The following is a 19464-nucleotide window of genomic DNA, read 5'->3' as shown; positions in this document are numbered from 1 at the left end:
TTACTGAGTGGTTACCAGAAACGTGGGTTAATCCCCTCTCCCTGAGGAGAGGGTTAGGGTGAAGTGGTTACTTGCCGCCTAATTGCTCGCGTCCAGCCGCACTCAAATCTGCCGGAGTCGCACGCCCGTCAAAATCGATCTCAAAATCATCGGCCGCGAAATCTGGCGGTGATTTTCCTTCAATAAATGCTGACCACTGGCGCTCGAGGTATGCGGCGTTTTTCTCGCACCACGGAGCCGCAGCTATATACATCACGTTACTGTCGAATTCTCCAAGGTGTTCATTTTCAACGGCATGGATCACATCGCAGTGCCAGAACACGGTATCGCCTGCTTCCATATCCGGAATTGAGGAAATCCCTGTTAATAAAAGGGGATGCCACTGCTCGTTAATAGAAAGAGCGCGTCCCGGCTTCGCTTCGCACAGAGATTCTTCAGGCACATCGTCTTGCAAAGCGCGCAGTAAGATATAGGCCATCGCGTTCGCTACGGGCAGCAAAGTCAGCGTGCCACCGTGTTTGCGTTGCGGGCTAAGTGCCGTCCAACCCTGGAAAGTACGGAACATGGAGCACACTGCTGGGGATGGAAATTCACGTACTTCGGTTCGGCCTTCCGCAGCAAATGGATTGTAATTTTGCCAGTCACCTGCAAACACATGGCGGTAAACATGGCGGAAATTCTCATCCAGCCAGCGCTCAACTGAGCCGCCGTCGACATGTGGAGATAGACCCAAAGAGTTAGAGCGCGGCGGGCGGCGACGGGTTCGATCGGCGTAACTCACCACGCGATCCGGGTCGAAATGCTGCTTACCGTTGCTTTCGGTTTCCCATAAATTATTCAGGAAAACCTGTACCGCTTTCATACGAGCATGCTGTCGAGCTTCAACTTGTGGTTTAGACCAGTAAATACCGTAAATTTGCGGCTTACTGGCGGCAAGATTGCCAAAGTAGTTATCTTCTGCAGCATTCTTTAGTTTTTCGACAAAGTTATTCCGCTCCAGGTAATTTCCCACTTCTTCATTCCAGGCTTGAGCCTGGGATTGTGGGAATACACCTTTTACAGTGCAGCAACCGCGCTGGCGAATCAGGGCTTTTTGTTGCTCACTGACACGATTGTTGACGATATCGTCGGCATTAATTTGCGGCACCGGGTTTTCACCACGGGCCATCTCATCACGGATAGCGTCAATCTGGCGCTGCATATCGCCTTCGAGTTGTGCAAATACAGCTTTGTAGTCAGGCAATTCATGGCGAAGCTTTTGTTTTATCTCACGGATTGCATGCGGTAAGTCATCAATGTGTAGGGTCATGGCGAAACTCCACGTCTTTTGGAAAGAGGTTATATGAATGTTGCGACATGGTTAATGTAATCGATGGTCATCAAATAAAATAGGGATTAGCTTCAAGTGAAGCATTCTCTTTTGTGCGTCGTAAAAATATTTCGCTTTTCCTCTCGACAGATGATTTTTATTCAGGCTATTTTCTAAGCAAGCCACATCATGTGGCAGCGTCGCTCGGACGGTCCGGGCGCTAACGTTAATCTGAGGAATTTATGGCTGACTCCAGTCCAAAACGTCGTTTTTCGCGTATCGATCGTCTCCCTCCGTATGTATTTAACATCACCGCTGAGCTGAAAATGGCGGCACGTCGTCGCGGTGAAGATATTATCGATTTCAGTATGGGCAACCCTGATGGCCCAACACCGCCGCACATCGTCGAGAAACTTTGTACCGTTGCACAGCGTGAAGATACCCATGGTTACTCGACTTCCCGAGGCATACCACGCTTGCGCCGCGCGATTTCGCGCTGGTACAAAGACCGCTATGACGTCGAAATTGACCCTGAAAGCGAAGCGATTGTCACTATTGGCTCGAAAGAAGGACTGGCGCACCTGATGCTGGCAACGCTCGATCATGGCGATATGGTGTTGGTACCAAACCCAAGTTACCCGATTCATATTTACGGTGCGGTCATCGCCGGTGCGCAAGTTCGCTCGGTGCCGCTGGTGGAAGGCGTCGACTTCTTTGCCGAGCTGGAGCGGGCTATTCGCGAAAGCTATCCAAAACCGAAAATGATGATCCTCGGCTTCCCGTCGAACCCAACAGCACAATGTGTTGAACTCGAGTTTTTCGAAAAGGTTGTCGCTTTAGCAAAACGCTACGACGTACTAGTGGTGCATGATTTAGCCTACGCCGATATCGTCTATGACGGCTGGAAAGCCCCGTCAATAATGGAAGTCCCAGGTGCGCGAGATGTGGCCGTTGAATTCTTCACCCTGTCGAAAAGCTACAATATGGCGGGATGGCGCATTGGTTTTATGGTGGGCAATAAAGAGTTAGTCAACGCGCTTGCCAGGATCAAAAGCTACCATGACTACGGCACATTCACTCCGCTACAGGTTGCGGCAATTGCGGCACTCGAAGGGGACCAGCAGTGTGTACGTGATATCGCCGAGCAGTACAAACGCCGCCGCGACGTCTTAGTTAAGGGGTTGCATGAAGCGGGCTGGATGGTTGAGTGCCCAAAAGCGTCAATGTATGTATGGGCGAAAATCCCTGAGCAGTACGCGCAGATGGGGTCACTGGAGTTTGCTAAAAAGCTGCTTCAGGATGCGAAAGTATGCGTTTCGCCAGGCGTTGGGTTTGGTGATTACGGCGACACGCATGTTCGCTTTGCTCTCATTGAAAATCGCGACCGCATTCGTCAGGCAGTACGAGGCATTAAAGCGATGTTCCGTACGGACGGCCTATTACCAACCACACAGAAATCTTCTTCAGATTTAGCCGAATAAAAACGAAAACAGGAGCCTTATGGCTCCTGTCTCTCATTGTTTGATATTCCGGTTATTCAACCATCATCACAAACGTACCAACCCACACTAACAAAATGAACGATAAGCCCATCATGAAATATTTCACGTTACATTGCTCCGCGCGTGTTTCCGCGCAATCTTGCTAAAAATTCAGTATAGAAAGATGAAACCGCAGTTCGGGTATTTTGGGATTTACTTCACTCGATATAGCCGTTTCATATTGCATTTTGATGGCGATTCATTGATTCGCCGGCGCTAATGTACTCCCCCTATCAGGCTAAATACAAGCGCCAACAAACCGCTAAGACATTCATTTTTTAAACTTTACATTTCACATAAATAAATGGTTATAAAGTCAACTAAATTCAATTGGTTATACGTTTTTGTGTCTGGCGGGGATCAGATGAAGAACAGGCTCTTTCGAGCCTGTGTTAGCGATGATTATCAGACTTATTTTACTGCGTCGTGGGCATTTTCCATTGCCTGTTTCATCGCAACGCTATTGATGGAATTCTGACGATTCTGCTCGGCGAGATAGCAGGTATCTTTGCTGATTCCCTGCGACTGGCATTCCGCCATACGCTGTGCCGGAGAGCTACAACCAGCCAGTGCTGCGGCCATAACTAACATCAACATTATTTTTTTCATTGCTGTTTAACCCAAAATAGAGAAGAAGCCGCCGAAGCGAAACGCCATAATCTGGCGTGAGCATAATCCATCATTTTTAATAGGGGTAAACTAAGAAAAAGCCTAATCATTGATTTGGGTGATGAATGGTGATGGAAATAATTGATTTTTAGTCTACGTGCTGATTACCCACCCCAGATTTCAGCAGTGCGGCAATATGAAGTGAAAGCCTTTCAGCACTCAGGTTGGTGTCACCTTTACGAATTTCCTGTTGCAGGCGAGCAACAGGCATTAGCGTTAAACCGAACAAAGAGATGAACAAAAACTCCGGGTCAAGATCGGGATTTAAGAGTCCTTCATCCTGCCATTTGTGAATCCAGTTCACCGCCGACTGTTTTTCTTTGGAGCCAAAACGGGCATCAATTCGTTGCTTCAGTAACCCGGTTTCACTCAGTACTTCTCTTATCCAAAGCGGCGCAAACCATGGGTACAGCAAAGAGACATCAATGAATTTCTGTGTCAATGCGGTCAGCGCACCCACCGGGTCGTTTGGGTGTTGCTCAAAAGCGCCACCCATTGATGCCCGCGCTGGCATATAACGCTCATCAATTAATACATCCAGTAATTGTTCGCGGGTCTTGAAATAGTAATGCAGCATGGCAGGTGTCACACCAGCAGCAGAGGCAATGGCGCTCAGAGGGGTTTGTGCAATCCCCTGATTTGAAAATAGCTTCAGCGCAATATCAATCAAATGCTCACGTTTATCGGTGCTCTTACTGGTACCCGCTGGGCGGCCAGGGCGGCGACGTTTTTGGCCATTATCAATATGATTTTCGGATTTATCAGGGCCGTTTTCAGGTGACATTTTGTGCGCACTCCATTGACCGTGTGAAACTAATCCATCTATATTAATTATCCAGTTAATTAATTACAAGCCGATAGATAAAATGACAGTCACCGAAACACCCCAGACAGAAACGCAACAGCAAACGACATCGATTCGTTTGCTGTTTTCCGCGCTGATGCTGGTCATGCTGCTTGCGGCACTCGACCAGACCATCGTGTCTACCGCCTTGCCGACGATCGTCAGCGAGTTGGGTGGGCTGGAAAAACTCTCCTGGGTGGTGACCGCTTATTTGCTCTCTTCAACAATTGTGGTGCCGCTATACGGTAAATTTGGCGACTTGCTTGGGCGAAAAATCGTTCTGCAGGTCGCTATTGTGCTGTTCTTACTTGGCTCGGCATTGTGCGGCCTGGCGCAGAATATGACACAGCTGATTCTAATGCGTGCGTTGCAGGGGCTGGGCGGCGGTGGTCTGATGGTCGTGACAATGGCGGCAGTGGGTGATGTTATCCCTCCGGCTGACCGTGGGAAATATCAGGGCTTATTTGGCGGGGTGTTTGGGCTTGCTACAGTCATTGGGCCGCTGATTGGTGGTTTTCTGGTTGAGCATTTTTCCTGGCGCTGGATTTTTTACATCAACCTGCCGCTGGGTATTTTTGCGCTGCTGGTCATAGGTGCAGTGCTGAAACCGCAAACGGCGCGCATTCGCCACCAAATTGACTTCCTCGGTGCGGGTTATCTTGCGGCGTCGCTGACCTGTTTGATTCTGTTTACCAGCCAGGGCGGCACGGTAATGGCGTGGTCCGATCCCCAATTGTGGTGCATATTTGCTTTCTTCGTGGTGACGCTTGGTGGCTTTATTTATGAAGAACAACGGGCTTTTGAGCCAATCATTCCGCTCGGCCTGTTTCGCGATCGTACCTTCCTATTAAGTTGTCTGATTGGTTTTATCATCGGCATGTCGCTGTTTGGTTCTATGACTTTCCTGCCGCTCTATTTGCAGGTGGTGAAGTCATCCACGCCGACGGAAGCGGGGATTCAGTTGCTACCGCTGATGGGCGGACTCATGCTGACTTCGATTATTAGCGGGCGCATCATCAGCAAAATTGGGCGTTATCGTATCTTCCCCATTCTTGGCACGTTGGTGACGTTCATTGCCATGGCATTGCTCGGTACGCTGAAAATAGATACGTCGATCCACATTCTTTATCTGTATATCGCGTTGCTGGGATTTGGCCTCGGGATGGTTATGCAGGTGCTGATACTGGCGGTACAAAATAGCGTTGAGCAGAAACTTATTGGGGTTGCGACCTCCAGTACTACGCTGTTCCGCCAGATTGGTGGTTCGATAGGTGTCGCGGCTTTCGGTGCGATTTTTACTAACGTGCTGCAAAACAAACTTATTGAGTTGATCCCACCGGATGTTCAACTGCCACACCAACTGGGTGCTAAAGCGGTACATGAACTTCCGGCAGCGCTGCAGAATGATTATTTGCAGGCATTTGGGACGGCACTGCACTCGGTGTACATGATTTCGGCGTGTGTTGTAGTACTCGCTTTTTTGCTCTCATTACTGATGAAAGATGTCCCGCTGCGCAAATAATGTATGCTAATTATCAATAGATAAGTGTGCGGGCGAAGAGGGCAGTGATGGTCACGGCGATAGATTTAAATAGCGATTTAGGTGAGAGTTTTGGCGCGTGGACGATGGGTGATGACGCCGCGATACTGAAACTTGTCAGCAGCGCCAATGTTGCCTGCGGTTTCCATGCCGGTTCCCCAGTTGCACTGTTATCAACACTGCGAGAGGCAGCCCAGCAGGGCGTGGCAATTGGTGCGCACGTCTCCTATCCCGATTTAGTGGGGTTTGGTCGTCGCAATATGGACGTTGCCCGTGATGAATTAATCGCTGATGTGATTTACCAGATTGGCGCACTGCAAGGCCTGGCGAAAGCGGCGGGCACCGAAGTGCGTTATGTAAAACCACATGGTGCGCTCTATAACACTATCGCCCAGGACGAGCGGCAGGCTTTGGCGGTCATCGACGCAATCCTTGCCATTGACCCTCGTTTACCGCTGGTGGGCCTTGCGGGTTCCCTGGTGCTGGATTTGGCACAGGAAAAAGGGCTGCGAACTATTTCTGAAGCCTTTGCCGACCGCGCCTATCACGCTAATGGTACGCTGGTTTCTCGCCGTGAAGCCGGCTCCGTACTGCATGATGCGCAGCTCATAGCGCAGCGTATGCTGCAACTGATTACCGAGGGTGGCGTGACATCCATCGAAGGACAGTTTACCCCTATCAAAGCCGACTCCATCTGTGTACATGGCGACAGCCCAGGCGCTATCGAAATAGCTCGTCAGATTCGTAACCTGCTGGAAGAGAAGGGCATTGCTATTCGAGCTTTCGCTGCCAGTTAATCAAAACGCGACGGTGGCGCACCTTCAATGCGTTGACTAGACTTCAAAAGTCGCAGTGAGCTTATTCTCGCGGCAGCCCCTTTCCTGCCGGATGAAAATAATGAAAACCGCGCCCGCCGATAAATCTTCACCCGTTGTCGAAAAACCGTTCTGGCTGAACTTTGACTTTCAGGTGCGGCGCTATGGTTTTGTCCTGCTATTGCTGATTGTTGCCGCCGCCTTGTGCGGGATATTTTCAAAGGGTTATCTGAGTGATACTTACCTTTCCAATACCAATGGCTCGCTTTCCCTCCATTATGAAAAATTCAATCGGCTGATGAGTGATGCTGACATGAAAATTGTTTCAGTCTCATCCCCTGGTGATCGCAACCGTATTATTTTTGGCGGTGATTTTATGGAGAGTTTTCGCGTTGATTCTCTGCAACCGCAGCCGGATAAAATGTACAGCCTCAATGGAGAAATGATCATTGAATATGACAAACCTACAGCAGGTGCACAGCAAACACTGTGGCTAAGTCTTACCCCGATGAAAGCAGGCCAGATTAAAAGCACGATAGCGGTTGATGGCGGACCGGATATTACGTTCCGGCAAATTATTTATCCCTGAGGTGGCCAGACAATGGATATGGTATTAAGGGCTCTCGCCATTTACTTGATATTGATGGTGGTTTTTAAGATTGCCGGCCGGCGTGCCTTGCTGCAAATGACCTCTTTTGACCTGATATTACTGCTGATTATTAGTGAGGCCACCCAACAAGCATTACTGGGAAATGATTTTTCAGTGACCGGCGCGATGATTACGATCGTCACTTTAATTGTGGTGGATATGCTGTTTGGCATGATTAAAAAATATCTGCCGGGAGCGGATGACCTACTTGATGGAACGCCGGTCATTCTGGTGGAAAATGGCTACCTTTTTCAGGACAAAATGAAAAAAGCCGATATTTCCTGCGACGATATTTTGTTAATGGCGAGAGTTGACCACGGCATTACCCGGCTTGCTGAAATTAAGTTTGCGATTCTGGAAACCAACGGCCATATCTCCATCGTCCCAGAATCCAAATAAAGCTCCAGAACGGAGAAAAGCATCTCCGTTCTGTGCCCGCACTTTATAGCGTCCCGGTACCACCATCTGAACACCATACCTGGCCTGACGTAAAGCTCGACTCGGGCGAGGCCAGCGTCACATACAGTCCGGCAATTTCCGCTGGCTGCCCTGGTCTGCCAAGTGGTGCGGACTCACCGAACTTTTCAATTTTCTCTTGTGGCTGGCCGCCGGAACACTGCAAAACAGTCCAGTAAGGGCCGGGCGCTACTGCATTTACCCTAATGCCTTCTGGCCCAAGCTGTTTTGCCAGCGACTTAGTGAATGCCACGATGGCGGCTTTGGTTTGGGCATAATCGAGCAAAATTTCGCTTGGGAGATATGCCTGAACCGACGAGGTATTAATAATAGAGGCACCGCGCGGCAGATAATCTAACGCGGCTTTAGTTATCCAGAACATGGCGTAAACATTGGTTTTGAACGTCGCGTCAAAGGCTTCTGTAGTGAGATCTTTAATCGACTCGCAATACTGTTGACGACCCGCATTGTTCACCAGCAGATCCAATCCCTCCAGCTCTTGCGCAGCCTGTTTCACCAGCTGTTGGCAAAACGACTCTTCACGAATATCACCGGGAATGGCAACCGCTTTGCGCCCGGCTGCGCGAATCAGTTCGATAACCTCTTTAGCATCGTCCTCTTCTTCAGGCAGATAGTTGATTGCAACATCCGCTCCTTCACGCGCAAAGGCGATAGCCACCGCGCGACCAATCCCGGAATCACCACCGGTTATCAGCGCCTTTTTCCCAGCCAGACGGCCACTGCCTTTGTAGGAGGTTTCGCCGTGATCGGGGCGCGGCGTCATTTTCCCGGCAAGCCCAGGGAAAGGCTGTTTTTGATGGGGAAAGGGTGGAGTGGGGAATTGAGCGGCGTGTGTCTCGTTACGGGTTGCGGGTATGTTTTTGTTATCACTCATATTTTTCTCCTGTTGGCATTTCAAACGCAGACCCTAAGCATAGGACAAACTCGCCAGACGGTGGGCCTGAGCAGGAGAACCAGGATTTCCCCTGGCGGTGCTCCCATTCATGAGCACGATTCATAATAGCTATCCGATTATGCGGGATTATCTTTTTGTGCGCAGTCGCTACTATAAGCGCCTGTCTTATTCGGATACCAAATTCTATGATTGACTCTCAGGCGCGCGTGCAGACGGCAGCGAGTAAAACGGCTGGCCTCTCCTTCGTGATTATTCTTAGCGCGTTAATGGCGTTCACTTCTTTATCGACTGATATTTATTTGCCTGCTATGCCGTTAATGGCCCAGGACCTACACGGCAATGCGGAACTGACGATCACCGGGTTCTTAATGGGCTTTTGTGTCGCCCAACTGATTTGGGGGCCGTTAAGCGATCATTTTGGCCGCCGCCTGCCGTTATTTATTGGTATGGCGCTGTTTATGATCGGATCTGTGGGCTGCGCACTTTCCACCGACATTTCGCAGATTGTTTTCTGGCGCGTGTTTCAGGCTCTGGGCGCATGCACCGGGCCGATGCTGGCGCGCGCGATGATCCGCGATTTATTCAGCCGTACACGTGCCGCGCAAATGCTTTCTACGTTAATGATCATTATGGCGATTGCACCCATTGCCGGGCCACTGCTCGGTGGGCAGATGATCAAATTCACCACCTGGCACGCTATTTTTTGGCTGCTGGCGGTGATTGGCGGGATGATGTTTGTTTCACTGTTCTGGTTGCCTGAAACCTTACCGCAAGAAAAACGAGTTAAAGCCTCATTACCCAGCGCATTTCGTAACTACTACGCGCTACTAACGAATACTACGTTCATGCGTTTTACCCTGTGCCTGACCTTCTATTACGTCGCGGCCTACGCGTTTATTACCGGATCGCCATTTGTCTACATCACTTATTTTGGCGTGGAGCCGCAGCACTACGGTTGGTTATTTGCGTTGAACATTGTTGGGCTGATGGGCATGAGCGTGATAAACCGCCGTCTGGTTCAGCACTATTCGCTCGAAGTACTGCTGAAATTCGCGGTGGTGACTGCTGCCGTTGCCGCTCTGATTCTGGCCGCTGCTGCGAAGCTGGAAATCGGTGGGCTGATTTTGATTGTGGCTGCGGTTTTTGTTTTCTTCTCGATGAACGGCATTATTGCAGCAACCTCTACCGCCGCCGCGCTGGATTCCGTGCCAAACGTTGCCGGCTCTGCATCCGCCTTAATGGGGTCATTGCAGTACGGTAGCGGGATTATCTCTTCGTTGTTGTTGGCGCTGCTCAGTGATGGAACGCCGTGGACGATGGCCTGGATTATTGGGTTGTTTACCGTGGCCAGTGCGGTAATGGCACTGACCACGAAAAGCACCCAGTAAATATCAATACTTTGTGCTGCCCTCAGCGTTGAATGATTCACCCTGAAAACTCGATGTGTAATACCATTTATTTGAGAGGCTAAAGTTTATAAAATATTATCAGCAACCGGAGATAATAAATTGCACGGTGTTGCTGAGATATATAAGTAAACACTATTGCTGAGTCAGTTTATCTATTAGAACCTGACTCAGCGTATTTATATCTACCAGATATAGCCGACGGCAAGGAGCCCATACAGCTCTCCGTTGTGCTGAACGATAGGACTGTCTGCGATATCTTTGTCATAAAATTCATAGTTGGCAGCAAACATTCCTACCCATTTGGAATTGAAACGATAGCTGGTAATTACCGCCGCCATTGGGGAGAAGGTGGTACCGGTATCCCATTCCGGGCGTTCAGGTGTTGCTTCGCTTTTCGAAACACCGCCGAAGTAATAGTTTGCCATCTTATCGCTGCGAATCATCATCCCCATGCCAGGCATAACCAATAAATTTCCCTTAATGATTGGAAAATCAGCCCACAACAATAATTCCTGACCATTGCTACGGCCTGTTACATCTGAACTAATTCGTGCACTAAGTAGAGCGTAAGGGGTAATGATCGTTCCACCGACACCAGCTTCTAACTCTGATTTTCGCTTGTGCATTCCGTCGAATGCATCTTCATCATCGGGATCAAGGTTACCAAAGCGGAACCGACCGTATGCATAGGCGGCTACCTTGTCGTCGAGGTGAAAGTAATAACGCGCCCGGTCACCCAGATACATGAATTGTTCGCCAAAATAGACAGCGCCAGGGACGATATAGGTATCATTTTTCTGCGCTTCGTAACGTGGTGTGCCGCTAATGACAGCCCCGCCTAATACCAGGCCTTTGGGGATGGGGCTGGTGGCATTGTCCTTGGCGAATAAATCTAAGGAGCCTAGATCAACTTCGGCTTTCGCGGATGTACTTAGCAGCAGCAGGGAGCAGAGTGCAGCAAAATGTCGGTCTGGTCTCATCGAATTTCCCAAAAGTGGTGAGCGGGTGGGTATTTTCATTCTTGTCAAAATGTCTGTCCCGTACGAATCATTGCAGCTGATTTCATTATGTAAATGACAGATCTGCTGAGGGGCAGGCTTCTTGAAAAGTTTAGTTCACTGGCAAGAGAGAGAACTAAATTATTTATACTGTAATCAAGGTTATGCGGCGGGTGTTGAAATAATCATCAACATTGGCAGTGAACGAAGCTCTTTTAAATTAGATAATTACAGTATGAATATCTTATTGGTTATATTTTTTGTGGTTTTTAAAACTACTATTTAATTTATTGCCTATGATGAATCTGAGTGGATTTGATTTGAAATGTAGAATAATGGACATTATTGGGCTAGTGACAAATTTTAATGTTATCGACACAAAGTTCTAACATCACTGTGTGGTATTTATGCAGTCAGAGCAATTTTTGCATAATAAATGCCATGATTACTCAAAAGTGGATGTTAAATTTTTTATTTTAGTTGGGTTGCATATGAATCAGCCTGGTTTCTTTCTGGGAAATGAATTTTTTATTATTTGAGATGTTACTCACTTTATTTTTTAGTGTAAGTTATTATGTATCTGGCAACGGCAGCTTTCTTATACAGATTTCATTGTAAATAAAAAGTTAATATTAATTTTTTAATTAAAGAAAGATGTTCATTTTTAGACAAAGTGGCACATCGAATTCTTATTTTGTTGCATCTATACCCAAAATAATTCGAGTTGTAGGAAGGCGGCGACGCAGTGACAAATTCGTCGGGAACGAATTTGACCAGCCAAAGGCTGGCCTCCGGTGAGAGACAGGAGTCTCTCATTAATCCCCGGGAGCTTACTCAAGTAAGTGACTGGGGTGAGCGAGTATTGCCAACGCACATGCAACTTGAAGTATGAAAGGTATATGTAATATCAATACTCAGGGGCAAGTGGTTTGCACAACATACTCGGTATCGTCAAAGTAGTCATTGGACAGGTTTTTGCTATAGCTGTTGATGGAACGCAGCGTGAATTGCATGAAGGGGATCGAATCTTCGCTGGAGAAGAAATCGTAACCGGTGCTAACGGCGCATTAACGGTGAACTTATCCGATGGTCATACAATGGATATGGGGCGTAATAGTCACTGGAGTGACCAAAGCGGCGTAAGTGCTGCGGCTAACACTGAGCATGCAACGGATGATGTTGCAGCACTCCAGCAGGCAATTACAGATGGTGTTGACCCGACTAAAGCACTGGAAGCAACTGCTGCTGGTAATGAGACGCCAATTGAAGCCGGTACTGGCGGCGGCGGGCATTTCATTGAGCGAGTAGACCTGACTGGCGAAGTGCTGGATGTTACTTCGGGCTTTGCCACAAACAGCTTAAATTCCCAAATATCAGGCAACCGCGAATTCGATACTTTCTCTGCTCCGATTGATAATGTTCAGGACACAAATACTAATCCTACCCTGACGCAAACGGTGCAGCAGACTCCTACCAATAACGCTGTACCGGTGGGCGATCTGACGCCATCGAAAACGGTGGAGCAGCCACTGGTAGAAACGCCACACGTCGACCGACCGTCAGAGATCCCGACGACGGAGCTGATGCCAGCCGACGTTCCGCTGACAACACTGACCCCGACCGACGTTCCGCAGACGACGCTGACGCCAGCCGACGTTCCGCAGACGACGTTGACCCCGGCCGACGTTCCGCAGACGACGTTGACCCCAGCCGACGTTCCGCAGACGACGCTGACGCCAGCCGACGTTCCACTGACGACGCTGACGCCAGCCGACGTTCCGCAGACGACGCTGACGCCAGCCGACATTCCGCAGACGACGTTGACCCCAGCCGACGTTCCACTGACCACGCTGACGCCGGCCGAAATTCCGCAGACGACGCTGACGCCGGCCGACGTTCCGCAGACGACGCTGACCCCGGCAGACGTTCCGCAGACGACGCTGACGCCGGCAGAAATTCCGCAGACGACACTGACGCCAGCCGAAATTCCACTGACGACGCTGACGCCAGCCGACGTTCCGCTGACCACGCTGACGCCGGCAGAAATTCCGCTGACGACGTTGACGCCAGCCGACGTTCCGCAGACGACGCTGACGCCAGCCGACGTTCCGCTAACGACGCTGACGCCGGCAGAAATTCCGCTGACGACGTTGACGCCGGCAGAAATTCCGCAGACGGTGCTGACGCCGGTCGACGTTCCGCAGACGACGTTGACCCCGGCCGACGTTCCGCAGACGACGCTGACGCCAGCCGACGTTCCGCAGACGACGTTGACCCCGGCCGACGTTCCACAGACGACGTTGACCCCGGCCGACGTTCCGCAGACGACGCTGACGCCAGCCGACGTTCCGCAGACGACGTTGACCCCGGCCGACGTTCCGCAGACGACGTTGACGTCGGCCGAAATTCCGCAGACGACGCTGACGCCGGCAGAAGTTCCACTGACGACGTTGACCCCGGCCGAAATTTCGCAGACGACGCTGACACCAGCCGACGTTCCGCAGACGACGTTGACCCCGGCCGACGTTCCGCTGACCACGCTGACGCCAGCCGACGTTCCGCAGACGACGCTGACCCCAGCCGACGTTCCGCAGACGACGTTGACCCCAGCCGACGTTCCACAGACGACGCTGACGCCAGCCGACGTTCCGCAGACGACGCTGACGCCAGCCGACGTTCCGCAGACGGTGCTGACGCCAGCCGACGTTCCGCAGACGACGCTGACGCCAGCCGACGTTCCGCAGACGACGTTGACCCCGGCCGACGTTCCGCTGACCACGCTGACGCCAGCCGAAATTCCACTGACGACGCTGACGCCAGCCGACGTTCCGCAGACGACGTTGACCCCGGCCGACGTTCCACTGACCACGCTGACGCCGGCCGAAATTCCGCAGACGACGCTGACGCCAGCCGACGTTCCGCAGACGACGTTGACCCCGGCCGACGTTCCGCTGACGACGCTGACGCCAGCCGACGTTCCGCAGACGACGTTGACCCCGGCCGACGTTCCACTGACCACGCTGACGCCCGCGAAACATCACGATCACGTCAACATCACTATTGATAACATTGTGACCGAGACAACCCCGCCAACAATGGAGCTGCACGGCACCATTACCCATGTTAATGGTGGCAGTGGATCACCGGATGGTTTTGATGTTCAGGATGGCAAAATTGTCAGTATCGGTTCAAATGTGCGTATCTATTTGAGCAAGGATGATTTCGAGCCGAAGTGCGACGATCCTGAACATCAGATCCAGCATTACAACGAAGGTAATCAGAAAGGTGATGGGAATTATTCCGATGTATTTGTCGTGCATCCGGGCAGCCAATATATACGCCCTGCTGATAGTTATCACGATAACCTTCAGAGCGTTAAAGGGGATTCGCAGAGCGGACATAAAGACTATATCTTCCTGCAAGATGGTGAAGGGATTCATTACAAGATTACATCAGGTGTCGATCACCCTGAAAACCATCAGGTGAATTCTTGGGATAATGTTTCGGTTACCGGGACTGATGGCCATGGCCACACGTTATCTTTAAATGGTTCAAACCAAATTGCGGGAGTGATTTACGGTGATGGCACTTCTCCTAACTCGCCAGAGAGTAATCCTCCACAGGTAGAGTCTCCTGCCAGCGAACAGCACTCTACTATCACCGGTACCGTAACGGGTGACGCAGCGCTGGGCGACATCGTGAAGCTGACCGTCAACGATCATCACTATAAAGGTGAGGTGGTTGACTTGGGTAACGGGAAGCTCGGCTACAATATTGGGGTTGAAACAGGCGATCTGAAAGAGGGGCTACCTGTCCATGTCAGCATCACTATCAAAGATGACTTGGGCCATGTGACAACAGCGACGGCAGATAAAAATATTGATCATGACCAGGTCCCTCCAGCCAATTCATCTGATGATGCCGATACAATTGATGCTACCCATGATCTATACCCAGCGAGCCATGACCATGATGTGAGCGCCACTATTTCCATCGATCAAGGCATCGGAGATGGCAATACTAATGCCGGTCAATTGCTGGGTATTACGACTAATGTCATTGGCACCGTCGGGGGGAATGTCCATGTACATGATGAAGTCACTCTGGTGGTTAACAATCATACCTACTACGGTTACGTGCAGCCGATGGGAAATGGGCAGTTGGGTTATAGCATAGCGGTAACGACCACTGACCTGTCAGACAACCAGATTGCTCATGCCAGCGTGAAAACGGCGGATGGTGTAGAAGTTCATGCGGAGTATAGAGCAGGGCTTTCTATCACAATCGATCAGGTGGCTGGTGATGACAATATCAATGAGCTGGAAGGTCAAAAACAGACCACGGATGTCACCGGTACGGTGAGTGGTGATGCGAAAGCCGATGATTTAGTCACGCTAACAATCAATGGTCATGATTATACAGGTCAAGTTGTTGACTTAGGTGACGGCCATCTGGGTTACAAAATTCCGGTAAATACTGCTGAATTGGCAAATGGCCATGTCATCCACGCAAGCGTGACAGCGAAAGATGGAGTGGGTGATACGGAAGAAGCATTCACGGACCATTTCGTTCGTAATGACACCGCCGTGCCAGTCGAAAACACGGACAATACGGATTTGGCGCGAGAAGCTCCGCCTGCAAATAAAACTGTAGCAACTGAGGGGGCTGCAGCTATTGATGCATCACATAGCCCAATTACCCATATCAATGGTGGTAGTGAATCAGCTGATGGTTTTGATGTTCAGGATGGGAAGATAGTTGCCATTGGTTCGAATGTGAATGTCTGGTTGAGTGATGGTGACTCTGAGCCGAACTGTGCCGATCCTCAGAACCAAATAAAGCATTACAGCAATGGCAACGTTAACGGTGATGGAAGCCATGCGGATGTCTTCGTGGTACATGAAGGCAGCGGCTATACGCAGGATGGCAACCACCGTGGCCTGGATGCGATTAACGGAACTACGCAGCAGTTGCAGGGCGGGCACAAAGACTACATCTTCATACAGGATGGTAAAGAGTCCGACTTTGAATTCTCATTCAGCAGCAATAACAATGCGCAGACCAACGTGAACACGCTGGATAATGTGACGGTGACGGGCACTGTAGGGCAGGGGCTACATTTACAGGGTATGAACCATCTTGAAGGGGTGATCTATGGTGATGGCACTGTCCATACGCCAAACGAGGGCCGTACATCGATTTCTCATTCCGATGCTCCGGTATCTGAAGCTGAACATTCGTTACCTCCAGCCGCGCCTCCTGTACCTTCGGCCGAAGAAAGCGCTGTTCACGCGACAGTTGAGCACCACGCTGAGCAGTCGCATTCGCTTAATAACTTGCTGGAAAGTAATGATGATCTTTTCCTTCCGGCAGCTGCACCATCAGCAGATAGCGCCTTACACCACTCCGTCAGTACTGATCTGGGCAGTGATAAGGATCAGCATGTTGAAGATCGCATAAACCTGAGTGACCTGGCTCATGAGCTTGAACATGGCACGGATATTACCAGCCTGATTAAAGGCACTGAACATTCGGGTAGCGAACCGACGGTTATCGATCCTAAAGCACATGCGGCTCCGGCTATGATGTCTGAGTCTGCGGGAATGGACAGTTTGCAGCACTCATCATTTGATCATTTATTGCATAAACCAGAGCACCAGTACTAACGCTTAACACCAGTAATGAATAAGAGCCTGCCAGCGAAAGTGGGCAGGCTCTTTTAATTTCAGCCGTCTATGTAATATTCGGAACAAGGACATTAAATTAAGATGGGAATCAGGAAGATAACCTGGTTTCACATATGTTTATTGGTTCGCTAGAACCATTTTAACCTTGCTAAGGAGTTAGCATGCCACTGCATTTACGCCGTTTAGCTTTAATCCCTCTGTTTGTTCTGACCGCTTGTAATAGCCACACTAATACCACCGTTCCTCCAACCAGCACACTTTCCGCTGCGGGGTATCACCACCAACAATTGGTCGTTGATAACTCAACACTTGAAATCTCGCGTAGCGCACTGGAATACAACGTACAAAAAGTACAAAAACTGCTGGGTAATAAATCGACCATGTGCGCCATTCTGAAAGGGGATGCCTACGGGCACGACCTGTCGCTGGTCACACCGGTGATGCTGGCAAACAACGTGCAGTGTATTGGCGTTGCCAGCAATGAAGAACTTAAAACTGTTCGTGATCTTGGCTTCAAAGGCCGCTTGCTGCGCGTGAGAAATGCCACTGAAGAAGAGATGCGTCAGGCGACGGACTATGACACCGAAGAGTTAATCGGCAATCTGGATATGGCTAAACGCCTGGATGCAATTGCTCAACAACAAGGGAAAACCCTGCGTATTCACCTGGCGCTGAACTCCGGCGGCATGTCACGTAACGGGCTGGAAGTGAGTAACCAGGAAGGGCTGAACGATGCGAAAGCCATCTCTGAACTAAGCCACTTGAAAATCGTCGGCATCATGTCGCATTACCCGGAAGAAGATGCGGCGGCTGTGCGTAAAGACCTCGCGCGCTTTAAAGTTCAGTCACAGCAGGTTCTGGATATCACGGGCCTGAAACGTGAAGACGTAACAATGCATGTTGCTAACAGCTTCGCGACGCTGACAGTACCTGAATCCTGGCTGGATATGGTGCGTGTTGGCGGTGTGTTTTATGGCGACACCATCGCCAGCAACGATTACAAACGTGTGATGACGTTAAAATCGTCTATCGCCTCGGTGAATCGTTATCCTAAAGGCAATACCGTGGGTTACGACCGCACCTACACCCTGAAACGTAACTCTGTGCTGGCCAACATTCCGGTGGGTTATGCCGATGGTTACCGCCGTGTGTTCAGCAATGCGGGGCACGTACTTATTCGTGGCCAGCGTGTACCCATTCTTGGCAAAACATCGATGAATACCGTGGTAGTTGATGTAACCGATTTAAAAGGTGTTGCGCCTGGGGATGAAGTGGTTCTGTTTGGTAAGCAGGGGAATGGAGAGATTACCGCGACTGAAGTAGAAGATATCAGTGGTGCATTATTTACCGAAATGTCGATTCTCTGGGGTGCTACGAACAAGCGCGTACTGGTTGATTGATATTCTTTGCCCAGCTCTAAGCTGGGTTTTTTCTATTAGCATCTCTTATTTTTATTGCCGCGAACTTAGAGCGTTGTAGTAAATCGTTGCATGACTTTACCAACAGGTATCATTGATTCGGCATTTTGCTGGATCTAATGCCATATGCTTTGATGGTATGCTCGTGATGGTTTTTCTAAGAACTCAGGTTCTCCCTATCAAAGTGAATCTATGGCGACAATGAAAGAGGTTGCCCTGTTGGCCGGAGTGTCGACAGCAACGGTATCTCGGGTAATAAATCAAACTTCATACGTTGAACCTGTTACGCAGGAACGTGTGGAGAAAGCTATGCGTGAGCTGAACTATCGGCGTAATGCTGCAGCTCTGGCTCTCGCCAAACGTAGTGGCAATATGCTGGGGTTGTTAACCGGCAATCTGGCCGATCCGTTTTTTGCGCGATTAGCCCGGGGTGTAGAAGAAGTTGCGCGTCAGCAGGGGTTTCGTCTGATGGTCTGTAGTGGCGGCCATCAGGCTGAGCTGGAGAAGTCAGGCTTAGATTTTTTGATTAACCAGGGCTGTGAAGCCATTGTCGTGCATGCGACGCGCCTGCCCGACCAGGATTTAATTCGCTATAGCACCCATACCCCCGCTATGGTCCTTGTGAACCGCTACATTCCATCCATATCACCTCGCTGTGTTTGGCTGGATAACCAAAGTGCAGCACGTCAGGCCACACGATACCTGTTGGAAAACGGCCATCGCTGTATTGCCTGTATTACATCAGACTTGCCCATTAATGACCGACAGCAGCGGCTGGAAGGCTACCGTTTAGCGATGGCTGAATTTGGGATTACCCCGGAGAAAAGCTGGATAATTAGCGTGCCATTTAATGAAGAAGGTGGGGAAACGGCTGCCAGAAAACTTCTCGATAGCCACATTCCTTTTACTGCGGCATTTACCTTTAACGATGTTATGGCCGCCGGTATGATGCGCGCCCTTCATCAACAAGGCGTTGTCCTACCTGAACAGTTGTCACTGGTGGGTTTTGATGATGTAGTACTCGCGCGTTATCTGTTCCCTGCCTTAACCACCATGCACTATCCGATTGAGCGCATGGCCCGGCATGCAGCTCTGCTCGCCATTGGGTTACATCAACATGAAACGCCACCGCCGCGCTCCTTGTGCTTTGCTGCTGAACTGATCGAACGAGATTCGGTGATGCGGAAAAATTAATTGAAGGCGTACCGTCAAC

The 19464-nt window shown here is 50.1% G+C and carries 15 protein-coding genes and 1 pseudogene; 10 read left to right on the top strand and 6 right to left on the bottom strand.

Annotated features, from left to right (window positions below; all coding sequences use genetic code 11):
* Positions 1–67 precede the first annotated feature (67 nt).
* Complete coding sequence (locus LVQ76_RS17625; RefSeq protein ID WP_232904975.1) at positions 68–1309, bottom strand: DUF1479 domain-containing protein; 1242 nt, start codon at positions 1307–1309, stop codon at positions 68–70.
* A 242-nt stretch (positions 1310–1551) separates the two neighbouring features.
* Here LVQ76_RS17625 and alaC point away from each other — a divergent pair, with 242 nt between their 5' ends.
* Positions 1552–2790 (top strand): alanine transaminase, encoded by a 1239-nt coding sequence (gene alaC / locus LVQ76_RS17620; protein WP_232865920.1) that lies wholly within the window; start codon positions 1552–1554, stop codon positions 2788–2790.
* A gap of 52 nt (positions 2791–2842) precedes the next feature.
* Here the strand turns inward: alaC and ypdK are convergent, their stop codons facing one another.
* The 3 genes from ypdK to LVQ76_RS17610 all read right to left on the bottom strand — a co-directional run bounded on the left by ypdK (position 2843) and on the right by LVQ76_RS17610 (position 4303).
* A complete protein-coding gene (gene ypdK / locus LVQ76_RS22400; RefSeq protein WP_115631778.1) occupies positions 2843–2917 on the bottom strand; it encodes a membrane protein YpdK in 75 nt (24 codons plus the stop codon).
* A gap of 344 nt (positions 2918–3261) precedes the next feature.
* Positions 3262–3447 (bottom strand): hypothetical protein, encoded by a 186-nt coding sequence (locus LVQ76_RS17615; protein WP_232922163.1) that lies wholly within the window; start codon positions 3445–3447, stop codon positions 3262–3264.
* Between the two features lie 160 nt (positions 3448–3607).
* On the bottom strand, positions 3608–4303 hold the full coding sequence (locus tag LVQ76_RS17610; protein ID WP_232865922.1) for a TetR/AcrR family transcriptional regulator: 696 nt from the start codon (positions 4301–4303) through the stop codon (positions 3608–3610).
* A gap of 82 nt (positions 4304–4385) precedes the next feature.
* Here LVQ76_RS17610 and LVQ76_RS17605 point away from each other — a divergent pair, with 82 nt between their 5' ends.
* The 4 genes from LVQ76_RS17605 (at position 4386) to LVQ76_RS17590 (ending at position 7766) form a co-directional block, all read left to right on the top strand.
* Positions 4386–5885 (top strand): MDR family MFS transporter, encoded by a 1500-nt coding sequence (locus tag LVQ76_RS17605; protein ID WP_232865923.1) that lies wholly within the window; start codon positions 4386–4388, stop codon positions 5883–5885.
* Positions 5886–5932: 47 nt separating this feature from the next.
* Positions 5933–6700 carry a LamB/YcsF family protein gene (locus LVQ76_RS17600; RefSeq protein ID WP_232922162.1) on the top strand — a complete coding sequence of 256 codons (768 nt, stop codon included), beginning with the start codon at positions 5933–5935 and terminating at the stop codon, positions 6698–6700.
* Between the two features lie 100 nt (positions 6701–6800).
* Positions 6801–7307, top strand: coding sequence for a hypothetical protein (locus tag LVQ76_RS17595; RefSeq protein ID WP_232922161.1), 507 nt, complete (start codon positions 6801–6803; stop codon positions 7305–7307).
* A gap of 12 nt (positions 7308–7319) precedes the next feature.
* Complete coding sequence (locus LVQ76_RS17590) at positions 7320–7766, top strand: DUF421 domain-containing protein (RefSeq protein ID WP_232865926.1); 447 nt, start codon at positions 7320–7322, stop codon at positions 7764–7766.
* A gap of 43 nt (positions 7767–7809) precedes the next feature.
* Here LVQ76_RS17590 and LVQ76_RS17585 read toward each other — a convergent pair whose 3' ends face one another.
* A complete protein-coding gene (locus LVQ76_RS17585) occupies positions 7810–8718 on the bottom strand; it encodes an SDR family oxidoreductase (protein WP_232922160.1) in 909 nt (302 codons plus the stop codon).
* A gap of 206 nt (positions 8719–8924) precedes the next feature.
* Here LVQ76_RS17585 and LVQ76_RS17580 point away from each other — a divergent pair, with 206 nt between their 5' ends.
* Both LVQ76_RS17580 and LVQ76_RS22480 read left to right on the top strand, forming a co-directional pair.
* Positions 8925–10127, top strand: a complete 1203-nt coding sequence (locus LVQ76_RS17580; protein ID WP_232922159.1) for a multidrug effflux MFS transporter — start codon at positions 8925–8927, stop codon at positions 10125–10127.
* An 84-nt stretch (positions 10128–10211) separates the two neighbouring features.
* Positions 10212–10277, top strand: a pseudogene (locus LVQ76_RS22480) (multiple stress resistance protein BhsA); the annotation flags it as partial.
* A gap of 53 nt (positions 10278–10330) precedes the next feature.
* Here the strand turns inward: LVQ76_RS22480 and LVQ76_RS17575 are convergent.
* Positions 10331–11128 carry a MipA/OmpV family protein gene (locus LVQ76_RS17575; RefSeq protein ID WP_232865929.1) on the bottom strand — a complete coding sequence of 266 codons (798 nt, stop codon included), beginning with the start codon at positions 11126–11128 and terminating at the stop codon, positions 10331–10333.
* Positions 11129–12075: 947 nt separating this feature from the next.
* On the opposite strand from LVQ76_RS17575, the gene LVQ76_RS17570 reads away from it, so the two are divergent.
* The 3 genes from LVQ76_RS17570 to LVQ76_RS17560 all read left to right on the top strand — a co-directional run bounded on the left by LVQ76_RS17570 (position 12076) and on the right by LVQ76_RS17560 (position 19445).
* Complete coding sequence (locus LVQ76_RS17570; RefSeq protein ID WP_232922158.1) at positions 12076–16812, top strand: retention module-containing protein; 4737 nt, start codon at positions 12076–12078, stop codon at positions 16810–16812.
* Between the two features lie 182 nt (positions 16813–16994).
* Positions 16995–18233, top strand: coding sequence for an alanine racemase (gene alr, locus LVQ76_RS17565; RefSeq protein ID WP_232922157.1), 1239 nt, complete (start codon positions 16995–16997; stop codon positions 18231–18233).
* 210 nt (positions 18234–18443) lie between these two features.
* On the top strand, positions 18444–19445 hold the full coding sequence (locus tag LVQ76_RS17560; RefSeq protein ID WP_232865932.1) for a LacI family DNA-binding transcriptional regulator: 1002 nt from the start codon (positions 18444–18446) through the stop codon (positions 19443–19445).
* The last annotated feature ends 19 nt before the right edge of the window (positions 19446–19464 follow it).

Source organism: Buttiauxella cochleicola (assembly GCF_021283185.1).
In the GTDB taxonomy this organism is placed as follows: Bacteria; Pseudomonadota; Gammaproteobacteria; order Enterobacterales; family Enterobacteriaceae; genus Buttiauxella; species Buttiauxella massiliensis.
This window is presented reverse-complemented; position numbering and strand designations above follow the sequence as displayed.

What these genes read in the sequence shown, in the direction of transcription:
- LVQ76_RS17625 (WP_232904975.1), bottom strand. Translation starts at nt 1,309, where the DNA reads ATGACCCTACACATTGATGACTTACCGCATGCAATCCGTGAGATAAAA.
- alaC (WP_232865920.1), top strand. Translation starts at nt 1,552, where the DNA reads ATGGCTGACTCCAGTCCAAAACGTCGTTTTTCGCGTATCGATCGTCTC.
- LVQ76_RS17615 (WP_232922163.1), bottom strand. Translation starts at nt 3,447, where the DNA reads ATGTTGATGTTAGTTATGGCCGCAGCACTGGCTGGTTGTAGCTCTCCG.
- LVQ76_RS17610 (WP_232865922.1), bottom strand. Translation starts at nt 4,303, where the DNA reads ATGTCACCTGAAAACGGCCCTGATAAATCCGAAAATCATATTGATAAT.
- LVQ76_RS17605 (WP_232865923.1), top strand. Translation starts at nt 4,386, where the DNA reads ATGACAGTCACCGAAACACCCCAGACAGAAACGCAACAGCAAACGACA.
- LVQ76_RS17600 (WP_232922162.1), top strand. Translation starts at nt 5,933, where the DNA reads ATGGTCACGGCGATAGATTTAAATAGCGATTTAGGTGAGAGTTTTGGC.
- LVQ76_RS17595 (WP_232922161.1), top strand. Translation starts at nt 6,801, where the DNA reads ATGAAAACCGCGCCCGCCGATAAATCTTCACCCGTTGTCGAAAAACCG.
- LVQ76_RS17590 (WP_232865926.1), top strand. Translation starts at nt 7,320, where the DNA reads ATGGATATGGTATTAAGGGCTCTCGCCATTTACTTGATATTGATGGTG.
- LVQ76_RS17585 (WP_232922160.1), bottom strand. Translation starts at nt 8,718, where the DNA reads ATGAGTGATAACAAAAACATACCCGCAACCCGTAACGAGACACACGCC.
- LVQ76_RS17580 (WP_232922159.1), top strand. Translation starts at nt 8,925, where the DNA reads ATGATTGACTCTCAGGCGCGCGTGCAGACGGCAGCGAGTAAAACGGCT.
- LVQ76_RS17575 (WP_232865929.1), bottom strand. Translation starts at nt 11,128, where the DNA reads ATGAGACCAGACCGACATTTTGCTGCACTCTGCTCCCTGCTGCTGCTA.
- alr (WP_232922157.1), top strand. Translation starts at nt 16,995, where the DNA reads ATGCCACTGCATTTACGCCGTTTAGCTTTAATCCCTCTGTTTGTTCTG.
- LVQ76_RS17560 (WP_232865932.1), top strand. Translation starts at nt 18,444, where the DNA reads ATGGCGACAATGAAAGAGGTTGCCCTGTTGGCCGGAGTGTCGACAGCA.